Below are 15,491 nucleotides of genomic sequence, written 5' to 3' on the forward strand. Positions count from 1 at the left end.
TGAGAGTCAGGAAGAATGATAATTCTTTTTTCTTGTTTTATTCTGAATTCTGACTCCTGACTCCTGAATTCTGAATTCCTATATTGAAGTTGAGGTGATAAAAATGGCGGGGGCTGTATCAAATGAAAATTTAATCGTGGAAAGGGAATCGTCCATTCTGGTAAAGGGGCGGCAGAGGAAAAACCGGCTTAAGTGCGATGCGGACAGTATTGCCGGTTGTGTCAGCCAGCGGGCCTGCGTTTACTGCGGGGCCAGGGTTGTCTTGAACCCGGTTACCGACGCTATCCACCTGGTGCACGGCCCCATCGGCTGTGCCAGTTATACCTGGGACATCCGGGGCAGCCTCAGCAGTGGTTCGGAACTTTACCGCAACAGCTTTTCGACTGATCTTAAAGAAAACGATGTCATCTTTGGCAGTGAAAAAAAACTGGCCAGGGCTATTGATGAACTGGTACAAAAGTACCGGGCCGAACTGGTTTTTGTATATGCCACCTGTGTGGTGGGAGTAATTGGTGACGATCTGGAAGCAGTTTGTAAAAACGCGGCTATCAAGCACGGCATCAGAGTTATACCTGTTCAATCCAGTGGTTTCATCGGTAATAAATCAGCTGGTTACCGGGCGGCCTGCGATGCGCTGCTGCGACTCATCGAGCCGCCGGGTGGAGTTAAAAGCCGCAAAAAAACCCTTAATTATCTGGGAGACTTTAATCTGGCCGGCGAGGCCTGGATTATCACCGATTACCTGAGGCAAATCGGCGTGGAAGTAAATGTGGCTTTCACTGGGGACAGTAACTATCATAATTTGAAAAAAGCCCCCGAGGCCTCGCTGAATATCATCCAGTGCGCCGGTTCCATGGCTTACCTGGCCCGGCGGATGGAGGAGCTTTACGGCATACCTTCCCTGCAGGTCTCGTTCCTGGGGCTGGAAGATACCTCGGCGTCTTTGCGTAAAATTGCCGCTTTCTTCAATGATGCCGGGATGATGAAGCTGACGGAGAAGCTGATAGAGCGGGAAACCGCTGCGGTCAGGCCGCAGATTGAGCGTTACCGGGAAATACTTAGCGGTAAAAAGGCGGCTGTTTACGTGGGCGGCGGCTTTAAGGCCATTTCGTTAATTAAACAGTTCAGGGAAATAGGTATTGATGTGGTTATGGTCGGTACCCAAACCGGCAGGGAGGAAGATTACCGGACGCTACATGATCTGGCCGATGACGGGACAGTCATCCTGGATGATGCCAACCCTTCCGAACTGGAGCGTTTTATGATTGAAAAAGGGGCTCACCTGCTGGTAGGCGGAGTTAAAGAAAGGCCTTTGGCCTATAAATTAGGAGTGGCCTTCATCGACCATAACCACAACCGCAAGCATCCTTTGAGCGGTTATGTGGGTGCTGTGAATTTTGCCCGGGAGGTGTATTCCACGGTTTGTTCGCCGGTTTGGAAATATGCCCGGGGAATAGGGGGTGGAATCTATGACGCGGGAAACAACAGCATACCGATCGGTTAATGAAAATCCCTGCAATATGTGCATGCCCATGGGTGGCATCCTGCCTTTCAAGGGTATTGAGGAGGCCATGGTGATCATCCACGGCTCCCAGGGCTGCAGCACCTATATGCGGCGGCACATCGCCGAGCACTATAATGAACCCATCGATGTGGGTTCCTCCTCCATCAATGAAAAAGGAACTATTTACGGTGGGGCCCAGAATCTGTTTCAGGCTCTGGACAATATCCGTAAGGTCTACCAGCCCCGGCTAATCGGTATACTCACCTCCTGCCTGGCGGAAACCATTGGGGAGGATGTGGAGGGGATCACCCGGTTTTATTTGAAACAGCGGGATCTGGAGGGAATCTCCCTGATTGCCGTTTCCACTCCCGGCTACGGTGGTACTCACAGTGAGGGATACTGGCTGGCGGTGAAAAAAATTGTGGCCGGTCTGGCTGAGAATACGGAAAAACATGACGGCATAAATGTCATTGTACCCAACCTCAGTCCTGCCGATATCCGGGAAATCAAGCGTATCCTGAAGTTGATGGGAGTCCGGTATACACTGTTGCCGGATATATCCGATACTTTGGACCGGCCCATTGCCAGACCTTACACCAAAATTCCCCCGGGAGGTACTTCCATTGAGTCCATTCGCCGTATGCCCGGCGCAGTGGCCACCGTTCAATTTGGCGTGACGGTAGAGGAAAAATTATCTCCAGGCCACTATTTGCAAACAGAATTTGGGGTGCCCCTATATAACCTGCCGGTGCCCATGGGTGTTGAGGCCACGGATAGCTTGATAAACCTGCTGGCGCAATTAAGTGGAAACAACGCGCCCCAGTCGCTGAATATGGAGAGAGGCCGCCTGCTGGACTGCATGGTGGACTCGCATAAATACAATGCCCAGGGCTGCGGAGCCGTTTTTGGCGATCCGGAATTGGTTTATGCCGCGGCGCGAACTTGTGCGGAAAACGGTTTGTACCCGGCGGTGGTGGCCACCGGCAGCGGGACTGCCAATCTGGAAAAAATGCTTGGGCCTGTCCTGGCGGACAGTCCACAGCAAGCGCGCTTGCTCAAGGAAACTGATTTTACACAAATCCGAGAAGCATGCCGGGAGACCGGGGTGAATATAGCCATCGGGCATTCCGACGGTAAGTTCCTGACGGAAAAAGAAGGTATACCTCTGGTCAGGCTAGGCTTTCCCATTCACGACCAGGTGGGTGGCCAGCGGTTGTTATCAGTAGGTTATACCGGCACCACTATGTTTCTGGACCGGGTTACCAATACCATTTTGGAACACAAACACAAAAACTACCGCGCCGTCATGTACCGGAAATTTTACCGGAAAACAATCTCAGAACGAACTGCGCTAAAGAGGTGAGTGAATACATTGAACTTTAACTGTGCGAGCAATTCTCATGCGACGCAGGTAGAGGCCGGCACCCTGGAAATGACAGACCGGCATCCCTGCTATTCTTTCAAAGCACATCGGACTTACGCGCGGATGCACCTGCCTGTAGCGCCACGGTGCAATATTAGCTGCAACTACTGTAATCGCAAGTATGACTGTGTTAATGAGAGCAGACCCGGGGTGACCAGCGAGGTGTTGACTCCGGAAGCCGCCAGGGATAAATACCTGCTGGTGCGGGATAAGGTTGCCAACCTTAGCGTGGTTGGCATAGCCGGTCCGGGAGACGCTCTGGCCAACTGGGGCAGTGTCAGCAGAACCATTAAACTAATCAAGGAAGTTGACCGGGAAGTTATTTTCTGCCTGTCCACCAACGGCCTGAGGTTGCCGGATTATGCCCGGGAGATCGTGCAGCTGGGCGTCAAGCATGTAACCGTAACCGTTAACTGCATTGAGCCTGATACCGGGTCGTTGATTTATAAGCACGTGAATTATCAGGGCCGGGTTTACCGCGGTGCGGCGGGGGCGGCAATACTATTGCAAAACCAGCAGAAGGGTATTGAGTTTCTGGCCCGGCAGGGGGTGCTGGTAAAAATTAACATCGTGATGGTCAAGGGCATCAATGATGAAAGAATTCCCGAGGTGGTGCGGTTGGTAAAAGGCCTCGGCGCGTTCATAACCAACATCATGCCGCTGGTGCCCGCTCCGGGCAGTGCCTTTGAGAATTTCGCGCCCACTGATGTGGCCGAACTTAACCGGATGCGTGATATTTGCGGCCAAGATATGCGACAGATGCGCCATTGTAAGCAATGCCGGGCCGACGCCATCGGACTGCTGGACGAAGACCGGTCCCGGGAATTCAGCACTGCGGGTAAAAAGCTTAATACTAATTGCGGCGGCTGTGGCCAGGAACAAAAAGTGGCGATGGGGGGAGTTAGATGAATAAACCGAAACACCATATATTCGTTTGCACCAGCACCAGGACCGGCAGCCAACCAAAGGGCCTGTGTCACGGCAAGTCTTCCGTAGAGATATTGGCCTCTTTTTTGGAAGAAATTGAAGACCAGGGATTATCCGGGGAGATTTTTATCTCCAATACCGGTTGCCTGGGCCTCTGTGAGCACGGCCCCGTGGTGATAATTTACCCGGATAATGTCTGGTACGGTGGTGTAACTCCGGACGATGTGGAGGAAATCATGGAGGAGCACATCTTGGGTGGCAATGTTGTAGAGCGGTTACTCCTAAAGTAACCTTCATTTGGAAGCTATAAAAGATACCAGGAAAATTGCGTAGCGCACGGAGGGAACCGCCGGAGCGCCAGATACAAGTAACGTGAAAATTTTTCAGGATAGTTAAAGGTTCTACCCCGGAGGTGATTCATAATGGGTTTTGATATAGCGGTTTACGAGAATGAGAATGGCGAAACAGCAGCTTTAAACGTCCCGGGTAAATTGGTGGTATACCGTAAAAGACAAGGCAGTTGGAAGACTTGCCGGGAGAAAAGGTTTAATCCAAATTCTGCTGAGGGAATGGTCGGACTGCGCCGGATGATGGACGAAATGACTGATGTAATGGGCAGCTGCAAAATATTTGTGGGGCATACAGTTACCGGGATACCCTATTTTGAATTGGAAAAATCCGATTGTACGGTTTGGGAGATGCAGGGAAAACCCGGTGATTTTTTGGATTATATTCTATCCTGTGAAGATAATGAGCAAAGCTTGGCTGAAAAAAGCACCGCCGTTGTTATTCCGGTGCCGGCGGAGATCGGTGAAGGGCGTTATCTCGTTTCCATCAAAGAAATCCAGGACGACGGCGGTGGCATTACCTCCAAACAGGTACTGCAGCCGTTTCTGCGCCGGGAGAATTTTTTTGAACTGGAAGTAATCTGCAGCCACGTTCCACCCTGGTTGGAGGCGGAATTTGCCGCAGGCGTGCTAAAAGGTGAAATCTTAGAGGGAGGGAAAAAAATAATTATATCAAAAAAATGCTGTAATGAACTATGAAATAACCAATAAAAAGGCGCTTAAAGCGTCTTTTTGTTTTGAATTTTACAGTATAATGATTCAAGTCTAAAACCGGCAAAAGCTTCGAGGCCATGTTAGTGCTTCAAAACGGTAAAGTGAAATTTGAATTCACTGCCAGAGAATAGTTACTGAACGTTTTCTTCCCTGGAAATTGTTAAAATAATCTAAATAGTATTAAAAAATACACAAAAGCCAAAAGGTTTTTGGGAGTCTTGGTTGAAAATTTGTTTTATGAATTTAATTCCATAAACTTGGAAAGGTGAGGCAATAATGGCAAGTTTAAAAATTGCGGGGCGCCTGGGGCTGGGTTTCGTCCTTGTTTTTGTGCTGTTAATTGGATTGCTGGTTACAGGTTTTCGGATCATGGAACGGTTAAATAGTGATCTCAATGATGCATATAAATTGAATAGCAACAAGATTAACCTGGCCTATCATATGCTTGCCGATATACAAACCATTGATTTGCTGACGCGCGATGTACTGCTGGAGGAGGACCAATCCCTGAAGCTTGATTATGTTAATAAAATAGAAATAGCGCGCTCTGAGTATCATAAATATTTTAATCAGTTAAAAGAACTGGAAGAAAATAAAGAAGGTTTGGCGCTGCTCACATTAATAGCAAATAACCTGGAGAAGGCTGTGGACTATAACAATAAAATTACTCAGCTTGGTTTGGCCGGCGATGTTGAGCAAGGCACAATATTACTTAACTCCCAGTCAAAACCTTTAATGACAAAAATCCAGGATTAATTGGAAATATTAGTTGGGATTGAAGAAAAAAATATTCAGGAGCAATATGCACAACAAGCCAAAAATTTTTATGAAGCCCGTAACACTATGTTTGGCGTAGCGGGAGTAATTATATTAATCGGGATAGTCATTGCGTTTATTTTTGCTCGCAGTATCAGCCATCCGGTTTCTCAGCTTGCCCGTGCGGCTGATCTTGCTTCTTCCGGTGATCTAACCGTGGATATTCCGGTTAAAAGCAGGGATGAAGTTGGCATACTGGCTGAATCATTTAGAAAAATGGTAGTGCAGGTGCGCGACCTGGTTGGCCAGATAATGGAGAAAGCTCATACCGTAGCCGGTTCGGCCGGGCAGTTGACAGCCAGTGCCCAGCAAACAGCCGCCGGCGCCAACGAATCTTCTGCCGCTATGAGTCAAATATCTTCAACTGTGGAACGTGTTTCTGCTAATATTAATCAAATAAAGGCAGCATCCGATTCGGCATCAGGTTTTGCCGCTAAGGGAGCGGAAGGGATTTCCAGGTTTACCGGTCAAATGCAAATCATTGCCGGTTCAGCCGGCGAGGCAGCGGCGGTAATTGATGGTTTTAGTGTAAAGTCCCGGGAGATTGGGCAGATAGTTGAATTGATCACCGATATTGCGGAGCAGACAAATCTGCTGGCACTTAACGCTGCCATAGAAGCTGCCCGGGCAGGGGAGCAAGGGCGCGGGTTTGCCGTGGTGGCGGAAGAGGTCCGAAAATTGGCTGAACAGTCGGCCGATGCCGCTAAAGAGATTTACGGCTTGGTTAACGCCATACAGTTAGAGTCGCAAAAAGCTGTAGATATAATGGCACAAGGTGGTAAAAACGTAGCAGAAGGCGATAAGGTTGTACAGGAGGTCGGACAAAACTTTAAAGATATTATTGGTGCGGTGCAGGGACTAAATGGGCAAATCAGTGAAGTAGCTACCGCAGCGGGCCAAATGGCTTCCGGAATACAGGTGGCTGTCGCTTCCACTGAGGAGCAAACAGCCTCGATGGAAGAAGTATCAGCTTCTGCTGAATCATTAAATAATTTAGCAGCGGATCTGACTGCCCTTGTAAAAAAATTTAAGGTATAGTATTTAAGAATAGTATAAAAATATAAAATTTAGCTAAAAAAATTACTAATGTTGCAGGAAACTTTATTTTTTCGCTGAATAAGATATTTATATGCAGTATGGAATCTTTAAGCAGGACACTTGCCGGAATTAGTGAGTCCGGCTTATGTGAGGTTAGGCAGTACGGTTAGGGTAGTTGGTTTTAAATGGTAGGATGGCTAGAACGGTAGGAAAAAGGGATGCTTGTTTTCCGGCATGTTATTGATGTAATATGCCCGGCTACAGGGACGGTTCTTTTTAACTCCTACGGGGGTTTTTTTTATTGCTTTATAATTATTTTACGGGAGGATGGTTAAAGGTGTTTAATTTGTTGCAGAAACGGCGGCTATTGTCATTACTGGTTTTTTTAGCGGCGGCACTATTGGTTGTTGTAACGGGTTGTTCCTCTGCCAATGCTCCGGCGGAACAGGGTGAACAGCAAGTTGTGGAACTCAAACTGGCTCACTTTTTCCCCAGCACACATCCTGCAGAGACTGATTTAATCCAGCCCTGGTCCAAGGCTATTGAGGAAGCAACCAACGGACAGGTTAAAATTACAAGTTACCCCGGTGAGACACTGCTTAAGGCAGATGCTGTTTATGACGGTGTAGTTAATGGTATTGCCGACATGGGGCTCTCATGCTTCTCTTATACCAGGGGCCGTTTCCCGATTCTCGAAGCATTTGAATTACCCGGCATTACCTATAATAATTCCAAGGTTGCCAGCAATGTTGCCTGGGAGGGTATTCAAGAATTAAATCCGCAAGAGGTCCAGGATACCAAGTTGATGATGGTGATTACCACCGGCCCTGGCGACTTATATACCAAGGTTCCGGTGCGTACTTTAAACGATCTTAAGGGACTGGAAGTGCGGGCAACCGGACTTAGCGCCAAAACGCTGGAATTGCTGGGGGCCACCCCGGTAGCGATGCCCCAATCAGAGGCCTATGAAGCATTATCCAAAGGGGTTGTTAAAGGCAACCTGGGGCCTGTTGAGGTATTGAAAGGCTGGAAGCAGGCCGAGGTGACCAATTATTTGACCCAGACCCCTTTCCTTTACAACACTTTATTCTTTGTGACGATGAATCTGGATAAATGGAATTCTTTGAGTCCGGAAAATCAAAAGGCCATAGAAGAAGTAAATAATAAGTTCTTTAATGAAGTTGGTGCCGGACTGTGGGATCAACAAAACGAACCGGCGCTTAAGTGGGCGGTTGATGAAAAGGGTATGGAAGTCATAACACTGCCGGGTGACGAAAAAGACAAATGGATCAGCCTGGTTAAACCGATTCAAGATGATTTTGTGGCTAATATGAATGAAAAAGGGTTTAACGGTGAGGAAATTTTAGATACGGTTAAAAGTTTGGCTGATAAGTATAATCAACAATTCAAGTAAATTTGGAGGTCGTTAGAGTCATGAAAAAATTGTCGGGCATGGTTGCCGGGTTCAGTAAATTATTGGATGCGATAGCCGCATTTTGCACGGTAGCGGTAATGGTGCTGGCTGTTGTTAATATTATCATGCGTGCGGCGGCCGGCCGGCCTATCCTGGGCACCTATGAGTTCGTGGGTTATTTGACCGCCGGATTGATCGGCCTGGCCCTGGCTTCATGTGCCCTGCAAAACGGCCATATCGCGGTTAGCTTTGTAGTTGATAAATTTTCCAGGAGATTGCAGGCCTGCGTTGATGTTTTTACTAATGTACTGGCTATTTCCTTCTGGGGGGTAGCGGCCTGGTACATCGCTAAATACGCAGGCAGCATGAATGCCAATGGAGTAGTATCGCCAACCTCGCAGATACCTTTTTACCCCTTTATCTATATGGTGTCATTTGGGCTGTTGGCCCTGTGCCTGGTGCTTCTTTTAAGACTACTTGAGTCAATCAGAAAGGCGGCTATTAATAAATGAGCCCTGAAACACTTGGTTTGATTGGTATCTGTGCTTTCTTTGCGTTGCTCATATTAAGGATGCCGATCGCCTTTGCTATGGCACTGGTAGGCTTTGCCGGTTTCAGTATGTTAACTTCTACGACTGCGGCTTTTAGTATGGTGGCCAAAGAAACATATTTGACTTTTTCATCATATACCCTTAGCGTAATTGCCATGTTTGTTTGGATGGGATTTCTGGCTTATTACTCGGGAATAGGCTCAAAATTATATGTTTTTGCCTATAAAATGATCGGACATTTACCGGGCGGCCTGGCTATCGCAACCCAGGCCGCCTGCGCGGTGTTTGGGGCAATATGCGGCTCCAATACCGCTACGGCTGCCACCATGGGCGCTATTGCCCTGCCGGAAATGAAAAAATATAAGTACGACACTTCACTGGCTACCGCCAGTGTGGCGGCCGGTGGGGTTTTGGGGGTGCTGATACCCCCCAGTGTTATTTTTATTGTTTACGGGATGTCTACCGAACAGTCTATTGGTGAATTATTTATGGCCGGTATTTTACCGGGTATACTGTTGATGCTGCTTTACATGTCGGTTATCTTTTTTTTAGTTGCCCGAAATCCTCAGCTTGGTCCTGCCGGACCGAAAGCAAGTTGGAAAGAAAGGATTTCTGCTCTGCGTGGTGGATTGGGTGAAGTATTGGTGGTTTTTTGCCTGTCAATAGGCGGCCTTTTCGCCGGCTGGTTTACCCCCACCGAAGCGGGGGCTGTGGGTGCCGCCGGAATACTGGCAGTTGCCCTTCTGGAAAAACGCATCAGCTGGGAGGGCTTAAAAAAATCCCTTTTTGATACCACCAGAACTACGGCTATGATTATGCTAATGGTGGCGGGAGCAGTGATTTTCGGACGTTTTATGGCGGTTAGCAGGGTTCCCTTTGAACTGGCCAACTGGGCAGGTGCCTTGCCGTTTCCGCCCTTTGTAGTTATGGCTGTAATATTACTTATTTACCTTGTTTTAGGCTGTTTTATTGACGCGCTGGCGTTGGTTTTATTAACCATTCCTATTTTTTACCCGGTCGCCGTCAATATCTTGGATTATGACCCGATTTGGTTCGGGGTAATTATCGTATTGGTAGTTGCCATGGGAGTCATTACGCCGCCGGTGGGTATGAATGTTTATGTGATTAAGGGAGTTGCCCCGGACATACCCCTGGAAGTGATTTTTAAAGGTATTTGGCCATTTTTGCTCGCTTTATTTATTTGCCTGACTATTTTAATTATATTTCCACAAATCGCCACTATATTGCCACAAATGTTGTTACATTAATCAAATCCGGTGTAAATAAAACATATAAAAGAGGACATTCGGGGATAACCTAGTCAAAACCATATTTTAAGGTGGTCTTCGATTATGTCTCTGTTGCTATACTTTGTTTTTGGTATCGTTGCAATCTTTATTTTAGCGATTATTTTTTTTGCTTTGTCGGAATAAAGTGTTGTATATAATCAACTTAAGGCAAAAAGCCCCGAAAGGGGCTTTTTTGAGATTCTGGGGATAGAGGATTTATTTCTTATGGGATACCTATAAACTATCATTTTATTTAGTAAAACTCTGTCAGGCGAATGACAAAATTTTAATATTTATGGATTAATGTAAACGTACATAAAAACAACGTTTTGAAGGATAATAAATTGGGGAACGATAAAATCCAATAAGGGGGGTTAGCGTTTGAACCAGCACATTCACTGCATTATTAACAACTGCCACTATTGGGTGAATGGTAATAAGTGTTCCGCTAATGAGATTCTGGTTGCCTCTGACGAATTTGGAGACAACCGTTCGGACGCCATTGATGCTACCATGGCCCAGCAACTCACCCCTACTTCGGCTCAATCCTGTATGGCTACCTGCTGTAAGACTTTTGTTCCCAAAGGATCTAACCAAAAAACATCAGACGGCATTACCAAAATGGCGTAATGCCAGAGTGAACCCGGTCATGGACCGGGTTCGCTTCTTTTATGACGTGGTTTTTGAGGGTTGTTCCGGGCATCAAAAGGGTATATTATTTCTAAGAGTGTTAAATTTAAGAAACAGGGAGCTGGTATCTTGGAACAAATGAAAAAAATAATGTTGAACACTAACAAAGGCGAAATTGAACTTGAATTATACCCGGATAAGATGCCTATTACAGTTGGCAACTTTCTAAAATTAACAGAGGATGGTTTTTACAACGGGCTGACCTTTCACCGGGTAGAACAATGGGTGGTTCAAGGAGGAGATCCCAAAGGGAACGGTACAGGCGGTCCAGGGTGGACGATTAAATTGGAAACCCATAATGATTTAAAAAACCTGCGCGGAGCGCTTGCCATGGCCAGGTCTGCCAATCCCGATTCGGCTGGTTCTCAATTTTATATTCTTAAAACTGATGCCAGCTGGCTGGATGGACAATATGCCGTATTCGGCAAAGTGACTAAAGGAATGAATGTGGTTGACGAACTGGAAATAGGAGATAAGATGGCAGAAGTCAAGGTAATTGAATAAATATTTTACTCTGGCCCGGGAAGCCGTTTATTAACCCGGGCACCCGGGCCGGCTTCTGGATTGCTCTGGCAATTACAGCAACAATAAGACCTGATGCGGAACCGAAAGGAGTTTGCAAATGGTGCCAAGGTGTTTGGGGGCCTTGTTGATACTTGTGATTCTTCTTGCAGGTTGTTCGCTGCCCAAATTAACAGCGGTGGAAAAAGAACCTGCAGTGGATCAGGCAGCAAGCGGGGAGGAAAATAAACCCCAATCTAAAACCTCGGATATAGCTTTGGCTACATCTCTGCCAAGCCAAAAGGAAAGCACGGTATATACAGCAGATCAATATAATAAAAATATTTCCGATGTTAAGTCAGTACTAAATATACTAATTGACAGCCTAATCATTAATGATTTGAGTAAGGCCCAAACCTGCCTGATTGACCTTGATGAAAGCGGTAGTGAGATATCTTTGGCAGAACTGCAGCAGGAAATGGAACAGCTTCATCCGATTGCATGGCAGTTAAAAGATCTACGCCCGGTAGGAAATGACAAAGCTCTGGTGGAGGTTGTTTATACGATGTCCGACGGCACGGTGCGGAGTACTGAACCTTTTAGCGTAACCTTTCTTGGGGAACAATGGGTAGTACATTTTAATTCTTTTGCCATGTCATTTCACGGCATAGCCAGGCATATGATAAAAGATTTAAAAAATCAGGGATAAAAAGAAAAATTCAAGGCAATAATATAATTACTGCAGTGAGCAGTAACCAGCCTCCTAAATCTCTCTCAGCTACTCCGTCCAGGTGGACGGAGTTTTTTTCTTGTTTATTCGGGAGGAATTACCGGGCTAAAAATGAATACTACAAAGGAAAGGGGGGCGTTATATTTTGACGGAAAAAGGAAAGGGAATTTCGCAGCCGGTACGGATTACTATGGCTATGGTCCTGTGGGCATTAATTCTATGGTTCTTGTCCCTCGGGAATCCGGCTTTAGCTCAGCTGGCCCGGGCTGTGTTTATAATATTTGTCATTCCAACGGGGCTGGTGGAATGGTTTAAGTATAAGGGAATTATTGGAGATAAAAGATCTGGTTTAATTAAAGTACTTGGAATGGCCGGTGCAGCCGTGCTTTGGTACTTTGAATACCGTTAGCAGGAAAAAACCTGCCATGCTAGGCAGGTTTTATTAACATATAAGTAGCCGCGGCTGCGGCCAATGCCAGAGCCACGCTTACAATAACCCAGGCAAGATCCTTTTTTACCCTCTTGGATACTATTTCTGCGTTTCTGTTATCCGTGGGAAAACTGTTTATTGGCTTGTTGTTAATTGTCTTGCTCATGGTATAAAGCACACCTCCTGTTGTATTAAGGCCATTGCAGCGGAATGGAAACTGTGTCCAGCATACTACCGTCCTTGGGGCTGGCCCAATAAACCTCTAAGACTCCGTGTCCTTCTGCCGGAGGAGCAAATTTAATGCTCATTTCAAAATTGCCTCGTTCGGGTGCGCCTGCCGTGGCTGTTGCGCTGCTTTCGGCCAGAACATTACCTTTCTCATCCAGCAATCTGGCGCTGACCGTTCCTTCAAATACTCTGGCGCTGCCTTTAATCAGCAGGGGAACACTGGCAACCTGGTTGGGCGTAGGGTGGGTTACCCAGATGGTAGGTTCGTATACTTTGGAAAGATCCCTGGAAAACGGCTGTTCATAAAGTCCTACATGTCCCCACCAATCCATGGCGCGCCCTTCTGTTTTTCCATCAACCTGAAAAGCAACTTTTTCAATGTTGGGAAGTTCAGTCAGCGTATTGACGATACTCTGAATGCCCAGTTCCTCACCGGCAGCACCGACGTTGGCTGCCAGTACCTGATCATTGAAGTTAACCGTTGCCAGACCGTTTTCAATAGTTATGCCCAGCACTTCGGTTCCTGGTGCAAAAATGCTCTTTGAATCCTTAATTAATTCTGTCATGGCTGTCGTGGCTACATCTTTAGTATAAGGTATGGAACGAACTTCTCTGACCAAATAAGCATCATCTGCAGTAAATTTAACAAAATAAAGTGCCAGGTTTACATCCTGTTGTTTTTGCTCCGCATTGGCATTGCCCGGTTGCTCGGACTCAACCACCGAAGGTTCCCTGGTGCTGCATCCCGCCACGGCTATTACTAGCGATAAAATTAAAAGGAACAATACTTTATAGCGTAACCGCAATACTTCACTTCCTTTGTAAATACTAAGAATGCTAATATTAATTAGCAGAAAATATATAACAGTATACCATTTTACCGGGATTTTTTCCATACATAACGTAAAGATCTCCTTCCGTGCATATTGAAGGAGATCTTTAATAAACAAATAGTTCATTAATCATAGGGGATATATGAGTGATGATCGGTTACTTTGCCGTTGGCCAGGTATTCAAGTTTACTCATTGCTTTTTTAATCGAATTGGCAAATATCCCCGAGACAATGCCAACAACTGCAAAGGTACCCATGATGATATAAAAATCCATCCAGTATCCTTCCATTTAAATCCTCCTTTCAATGTCGAAAAGTCTGGAGTCTGTCATTGCAAGGAGTGTAACGATGTGGCAATCTATACTGGGATTGCTTTGCTGCACTCGTAATGACAGTTCCTTTGGCGAGTGTTTTTTTAAATGTATCACTATAAACCTATGTAGTCAACGAATTAATGTTGGTATACATTACATTTGCATAAGACCGCTGAATGGTTTATAATTACGTAATGTCAACATTTAAATATATCGAAGTACGGCGGACAGTCGCTGCCGTCCGTTTAAACGGACGGTAGAGGAAAGTCGAGACACGCACACCGGTGCATTCTTTGACCGGTGTAGTACGGTGCCCGGCGCAAGCCGGGGCAGGGCGACCTGACGACGGCAAAAGAAACCCAACGGGTTTTGAGTAGTCATAAAGTGCCACAGAAACTATGTCACCGGGTAACCGGTGAGTGCAAGGGTAAACTCCGCCAGCGTGCAACCCAAATAGGCGGCCTTTGAGCCGCGGGTAGGGGCGCCCCCGTCCGGGGGAGGCAGACCCATGGTCTGCTTAGATAGATGACTGTCGAAACAGAATCTCGCTTACGGCCGTGCTTCGGTTTATTTATAATTGACAACTAATGCCATAAGGTTATTGTCAAACAATCTTGAAAAAACTTATAATTTATGAGATTATAATATTACCTACTTGGTACGTAGCCCCTTGTTTTTTTAACCTACAAAAGTAACAAGGGAGTTTCGGTCCGGGTGCTTATGTCAGACCGCCATGCTTTGCGGAAGGCAGAAACAACCGGCCGGGCACCCACCTGGGAGAGGTGGGTTGATAAAAAGCTACGGGTTACGGCTTGGTGGGGAAAACGGTTTCAATGGGTCTTCGCTTATCGCGGGGGCCCTTTGTTTTTGCTTTTATTTTTTCAGAATATTCAAGCTGGATATTGACAATATCAAGAATCTTAGGTTAAACTTGTGGTAACTAAACAGTTACCTGTGAGGTGTCTATGGGGGAAAGAGGTAACAGGCAGGAAGATACTAAAGAGCGGCTGTTGTTTTGTGCAGAGAGAATCTTTGCCCAAAAAGGGTTGGACGGTGCCCGGGTGGACGAAATAGCAGCCGAAGCGGAAGTCAATAAAAGGATGATTTACCATTACTTCCAGAGTAAAGAAAACCTGTATGTTGAAGTGCTAAAATACAATTTTGGCAAGGTTTATGCTTTGGGGGAAAAAGTATTCGACCCTGTTGCCAATCCCCTGGATAACCTGTGTATTATCATCCGGGAATATTTTTACTTTCTGGCCAATAATGAAAATTTTATACGTTTACTCAGCTGGGAGAACCTCTACGACAGTAGGCACGCAAGACGGCTGCTGTCAGGGTATCTAAAGAACGCCATGCCCGGTCTGAGCAAAATCTTTCAGGCCGGGGTAAGCAAAGGGCAAATCCGTCCCGATGTTGACGTTAACCAACTGATAATTAGCATCCATGGACTTTGCCTGGTATACCTCACCAGAAAAGAATTATTGCATTCTCTTTGGCGGGAAGATATGGTTTCACCAGTCCGATTGGAGGAAAGGTTAAATCATATTATCAATTTAGTCTTGCGTGGTATTGCTGTTTAAGTAATAGCAGCATTAGTGAATGAAAATTCATTCACTAATTTGTTTTTGTGAGAGATGCGGTGTCATTTAACGCGCCGATCTGATAAAGAAGACTTGGTTCAGGCGGGGTTTTGACCCCACCTGACCTTAGTCGCACTTATTTCGAGTTTATCGCCGCTT

18 protein-coding genes, 2 other RNA genes and 1 pseudogene are annotated in these 15,491 nt (G+C 46.3%); 18 read left to right on the top strand and 3 right to left on the bottom strand.

Features of this window, described 5'->3' with window-relative positions:
• Nucleotides 1–103: 103 nt before the first annotated feature.
• From nifE to BM056_RS05285, 15 genes and pseudogenes are all read left to right on the top strand, one after another.
• Nucleotides 104–1,504, top strand: a complete 1,401-nt coding sequence (gene nifE, locus BM056_RS05220) for a nitrogenase iron-molybdenum cofactor biosynthesis protein NifE (RefSeq protein ID WP_092469431.1) — start codon at nucleotides 104–106, stop codon at nucleotides 1,502–1,504.
• Nucleotides 1,470–2,867 carry a nitrogenase component 1 gene (locus BM056_RS05225; protein ID WP_092469433.1) on the top strand — a complete coding sequence of 466 codons (1,398 nt, stop codon included), beginning with the start codon at nucleotides 1,470–1,472 and terminating at the stop codon, nucleotides 2,865–2,867. Before nifE ends, BM056_RS05225 begins: the two co-directional genes overlap by 35 nt.
• A gap of 9 nt (nucleotides 2,868–2,876) precedes the next feature.
• Nucleotides 2,877–3,836 carry a nitrogenase cofactor biosynthesis protein NifB gene (gene nifB / locus BM056_RS05230; protein WP_435050950.1) on the top strand — a complete coding sequence of 320 codons (960 nt, stop codon included), beginning with the start codon at nucleotides 2,877–2,879 and terminating at the stop codon, nucleotides 3,834–3,836.
• Complete coding sequence (locus BM056_RS05235) at nucleotides 3,833–4,144, top strand: (2Fe-2S) ferredoxin domain-containing protein (protein ID WP_092469435.1); 312 nt, start codon at nucleotides 3,833–3,835, stop codon at nucleotides 4,142–4,144. Before nifB ends, BM056_RS05235 begins: the two co-directional genes overlap by 4 nt.
• A 132-nt stretch (nucleotides 4,145–4,276) precedes the next feature.
• A complete protein-coding gene (locus tag BM056_RS05240; protein ID WP_092469436.1) occupies nucleotides 4,277–4,900 on the top strand; it encodes a Fe-only nitrogenase accessory AnfO family protein in 624 nt (207 codons plus the stop codon).
• A gap of 68 nt (nucleotides 4,901–4,968) precedes the next feature.
• Nucleotides 4,969–5,046, top strand: a pseudogene (locus BM056_RS27585) (hypothetical protein); the annotation flags it as partial.
• Between the two features lie 145 nt (nucleotides 5,047–5,191).
• Nucleotides 5,192–5,671, top strand: a complete 480-nt coding sequence (locus tag BM056_RS05245; RefSeq protein ID WP_092469438.1) for an MCP four helix bundle domain-containing protein — start codon at nucleotides 5,192–5,194, stop codon at nucleotides 5,669–5,671.
• Nucleotides 5,672–6,769: a methyl-accepting chemotaxis protein gene (locus BM056_RS05250; RefSeq protein ID WP_092469440.1), complete on the top strand. Its 1,098-nt coding sequence runs from the start codon at nucleotides 5,672–5,674 to the stop codon at nucleotides 6,767–6,769.
• A gap of 337 nt (nucleotides 6,770–7,106) precedes the next feature.
• Nucleotides 7,107–8,183, top strand: a complete 1,077-nt coding sequence (locus BM056_RS05255) for a TRAP transporter substrate-binding protein (protein WP_092469930.1) — start codon at nucleotides 7,107–7,109, stop codon at nucleotides 8,181–8,183.
• A 20-nt stretch (nucleotides 8,184–8,203) separates the two neighbouring features.
• The gene (locus BM056_RS05260; RefSeq protein ID WP_092469442.1) at nucleotides 8,204–8,695 is read left to right on the top strand and encodes a TRAP transporter small permease; all 492 of its coding nucleotides are present in this window, start codon (nucleotides 8,204–8,206) and stop codon (nucleotides 8,693–8,695) included.
• Nucleotides 8,692–10,002 carry a TRAP transporter large permease gene (locus BM056_RS05265; protein ID WP_092469444.1) on the top strand — a complete coding sequence of 437 codons (1,311 nt, stop codon included), beginning with the start codon at nucleotides 8,692–8,694 and terminating at the stop codon, nucleotides 10,000–10,002. The genes BM056_RS05260 and BM056_RS05265 overlap by 4 nt, the downstream gene beginning before the upstream one ends.
• 402 nt (nucleotides 10,003–10,404) lie before the next feature.
• A complete protein-coding gene (locus BM056_RS05270) occupies nucleotides 10,405–10,653 on the top strand; it encodes a DUF1540 domain-containing protein (protein ID WP_092469446.1) in 249 nt (82 codons plus the stop codon).
• A gap of 138 nt (nucleotides 10,654–10,791) precedes the next feature.
• Complete coding sequence (locus tag BM056_RS05275) at nucleotides 10,792–11,217, top strand: peptidylprolyl isomerase (RefSeq protein ID WP_092469932.1); 426 nt, start codon at nucleotides 10,792–10,794, stop codon at nucleotides 11,215–11,217.
• A 118-nt stretch (nucleotides 11,218–11,335) separates the two neighbouring features.
• Nucleotides 11,336–11,923: a hypothetical protein gene (locus tag BM056_RS05280; protein WP_092469447.1), complete on the top strand. Its 588-nt coding sequence runs from the start codon at nucleotides 11,336–11,338 to the stop codon at nucleotides 11,921–11,923.
• Nucleotides 11,924–12,089: 166 nt separating this feature from the next.
• Nucleotides 12,090–12,353 carry a hypothetical protein gene (locus tag BM056_RS05285; protein ID WP_092469449.1) on the top strand — a complete coding sequence of 88 codons (264 nt, stop codon included), beginning with the start codon at nucleotides 12,090–12,092 and terminating at the stop codon, nucleotides 12,351–12,353.
• Nucleotides 12,354–12,372: 19 nt separating this feature from the next.
• Here BM056_RS05285 and BM056_RS26075 read toward each other — a convergent pair whose 3' ends face one another.
• From BM056_RS26075 to BM056_RS26080, 3 genes are all read right to left on the bottom strand, one after another.
• Nucleotides 12,373–12,540 carry a hypothetical protein gene (locus BM056_RS26075; protein ID WP_165613388.1) on the bottom strand — a complete coding sequence of 56 codons (168 nt, stop codon included), beginning with the start codon at nucleotides 12,538–12,540 and terminating at the stop codon, nucleotides 12,373–12,375.
• 25 nt (nucleotides 12,541–12,565) lie between these two features.
• Nucleotides 12,566–13,408: a Gmad2 immunoglobulin-like domain-containing protein gene (locus tag BM056_RS05290; protein ID WP_238456319.1), complete on the bottom strand. Its 843-nt coding sequence runs from the start codon at nucleotides 13,406–13,408 to the stop codon at nucleotides 12,566–12,568.
• 152 nt (nucleotides 13,409–13,560) lie between these two features.
• Entirely contained in the window at nucleotides 13,561–13,725 is a 165-nt protein-coding gene (locus BM056_RS26080) for a hypothetical protein (RefSeq protein WP_165613390.1), read from the bottom strand.
• Nucleotides 13,726–13,968: 243 nt separating this feature from the next.
• Between BM056_RS26080 and rnpB the strand changes: the two genes are divergently transcribed.
• The 3 genes from rnpB to BM056_RS05305 all read left to right on the top strand — a co-directional run bounded on the left by rnpB (nucleotide 13,969) and on the right by BM056_RS05305 (nucleotide 15,332).
• An RNA gene (gene rnpB / locus BM056_RS05295) (RNase P RNA component class B) lies at nucleotides 13,969–14,306 on the top strand.
• Between the two features lie 88 nt (nucleotides 14,307–14,394).
• A non-coding RNA gene (gene ssrS, locus BM056_RS05300) (6S RNA) lies at nucleotides 14,395–14,575 on the top strand.
• Nucleotides 14,576–14,714: 139 nt separating this feature from the next.
• Complete coding sequence (locus tag BM056_RS05305; RefSeq protein WP_092469451.1) at nucleotides 14,715–15,332, top strand: TetR/AcrR family transcriptional regulator; 618 nt, start codon at nucleotides 14,715–14,717, stop codon at nucleotides 15,330–15,332.
• The last annotated feature ends 159 nt before the right edge of the window (nucleotides 15,333–15,491 follow it).

It is taken from the genome of Desulfotruncus arcticus DSM 17038 (assembly GCF_900113335.1).
GTDB classification, from domain to species: Bacteria; Bacillota; Desulfotomaculia; order Desulfotomaculales; family Desulfallaceae; genus Desulfotruncus; species Desulfotruncus arcticus.

Coding starts and splice junctions, on each gene's coding strand:
- BM056_RS05280 (WP_092469447.1), top strand. CDS start 11,336: ATGGTGCCAAGGTGTTTGGGGGCCTTGTTGATACTTGTGATTCTTCTT.
- BM056_RS05260 (WP_092469442.1), top strand. CDS start 8,204: ATGAAAAAATTGTCGGGCATGGTTGCCGGGTTCAGTAAATTATTGGAT.
- BM056_RS05265 (WP_092469444.1), top strand. CDS start 8,692: ATGAGCCCTGAAACACTTGGTTTGATTGGTATCTGTGCTTTCTTTGCG.
- BM056_RS05305 (WP_092469451.1), top strand. CDS start 14,715: ATGGGGGAAAGAGGTAACAGGCAGGAAGATACTAAAGAGCGGCTGTTG.
- BM056_RS05240 (WP_092469436.1), top strand. CDS start 4,277: ATGGGTTTTGATATAGCGGTTTACGAGAATGAGAATGGCGAAACAGCA.
- BM056_RS05225 (WP_092469433.1), top strand. CDS start 1,470: ATGACGCGGGAAACAACAGCATACCGATCGGTTAATGAAAATCCCTGC.
- BM056_RS05235 (WP_092469435.1), top strand. CDS start 3,833: ATGAATAAACCGAAACACCATATATTCGTTTGCACCAGCACCAGGACC.
- BM056_RS26075 (WP_165613388.1), bottom strand. CDS start 12,540: ATGAGCAAGACAATTAACAACAAGCCAATAAACAGTTTTCCCACGGAT.
- nifE (WP_092469431.1), top strand. CDS start 104: ATGGCGGGGGCTGTATCAAATGAAAATTTAATCGTGGAAAGGGAATCG.
- BM056_RS05245 (WP_092469438.1), top strand. CDS start 5,192: ATGGCAAGTTTAAAAATTGCGGGGCGCCTGGGGCTGGGTTTCGTCCTT.
- BM056_RS26080 (WP_165613390.1), bottom strand. CDS start 13,725: ATGGAAGGATACTGGATGGATTTTTATATCATCATGGGTACCTTTGCA.
- BM056_RS05275 (WP_092469932.1), top strand. CDS start 10,792: ATGAAAAAAATAATGTTGAACACTAACAAAGGCGAAATTGAACTTGAA.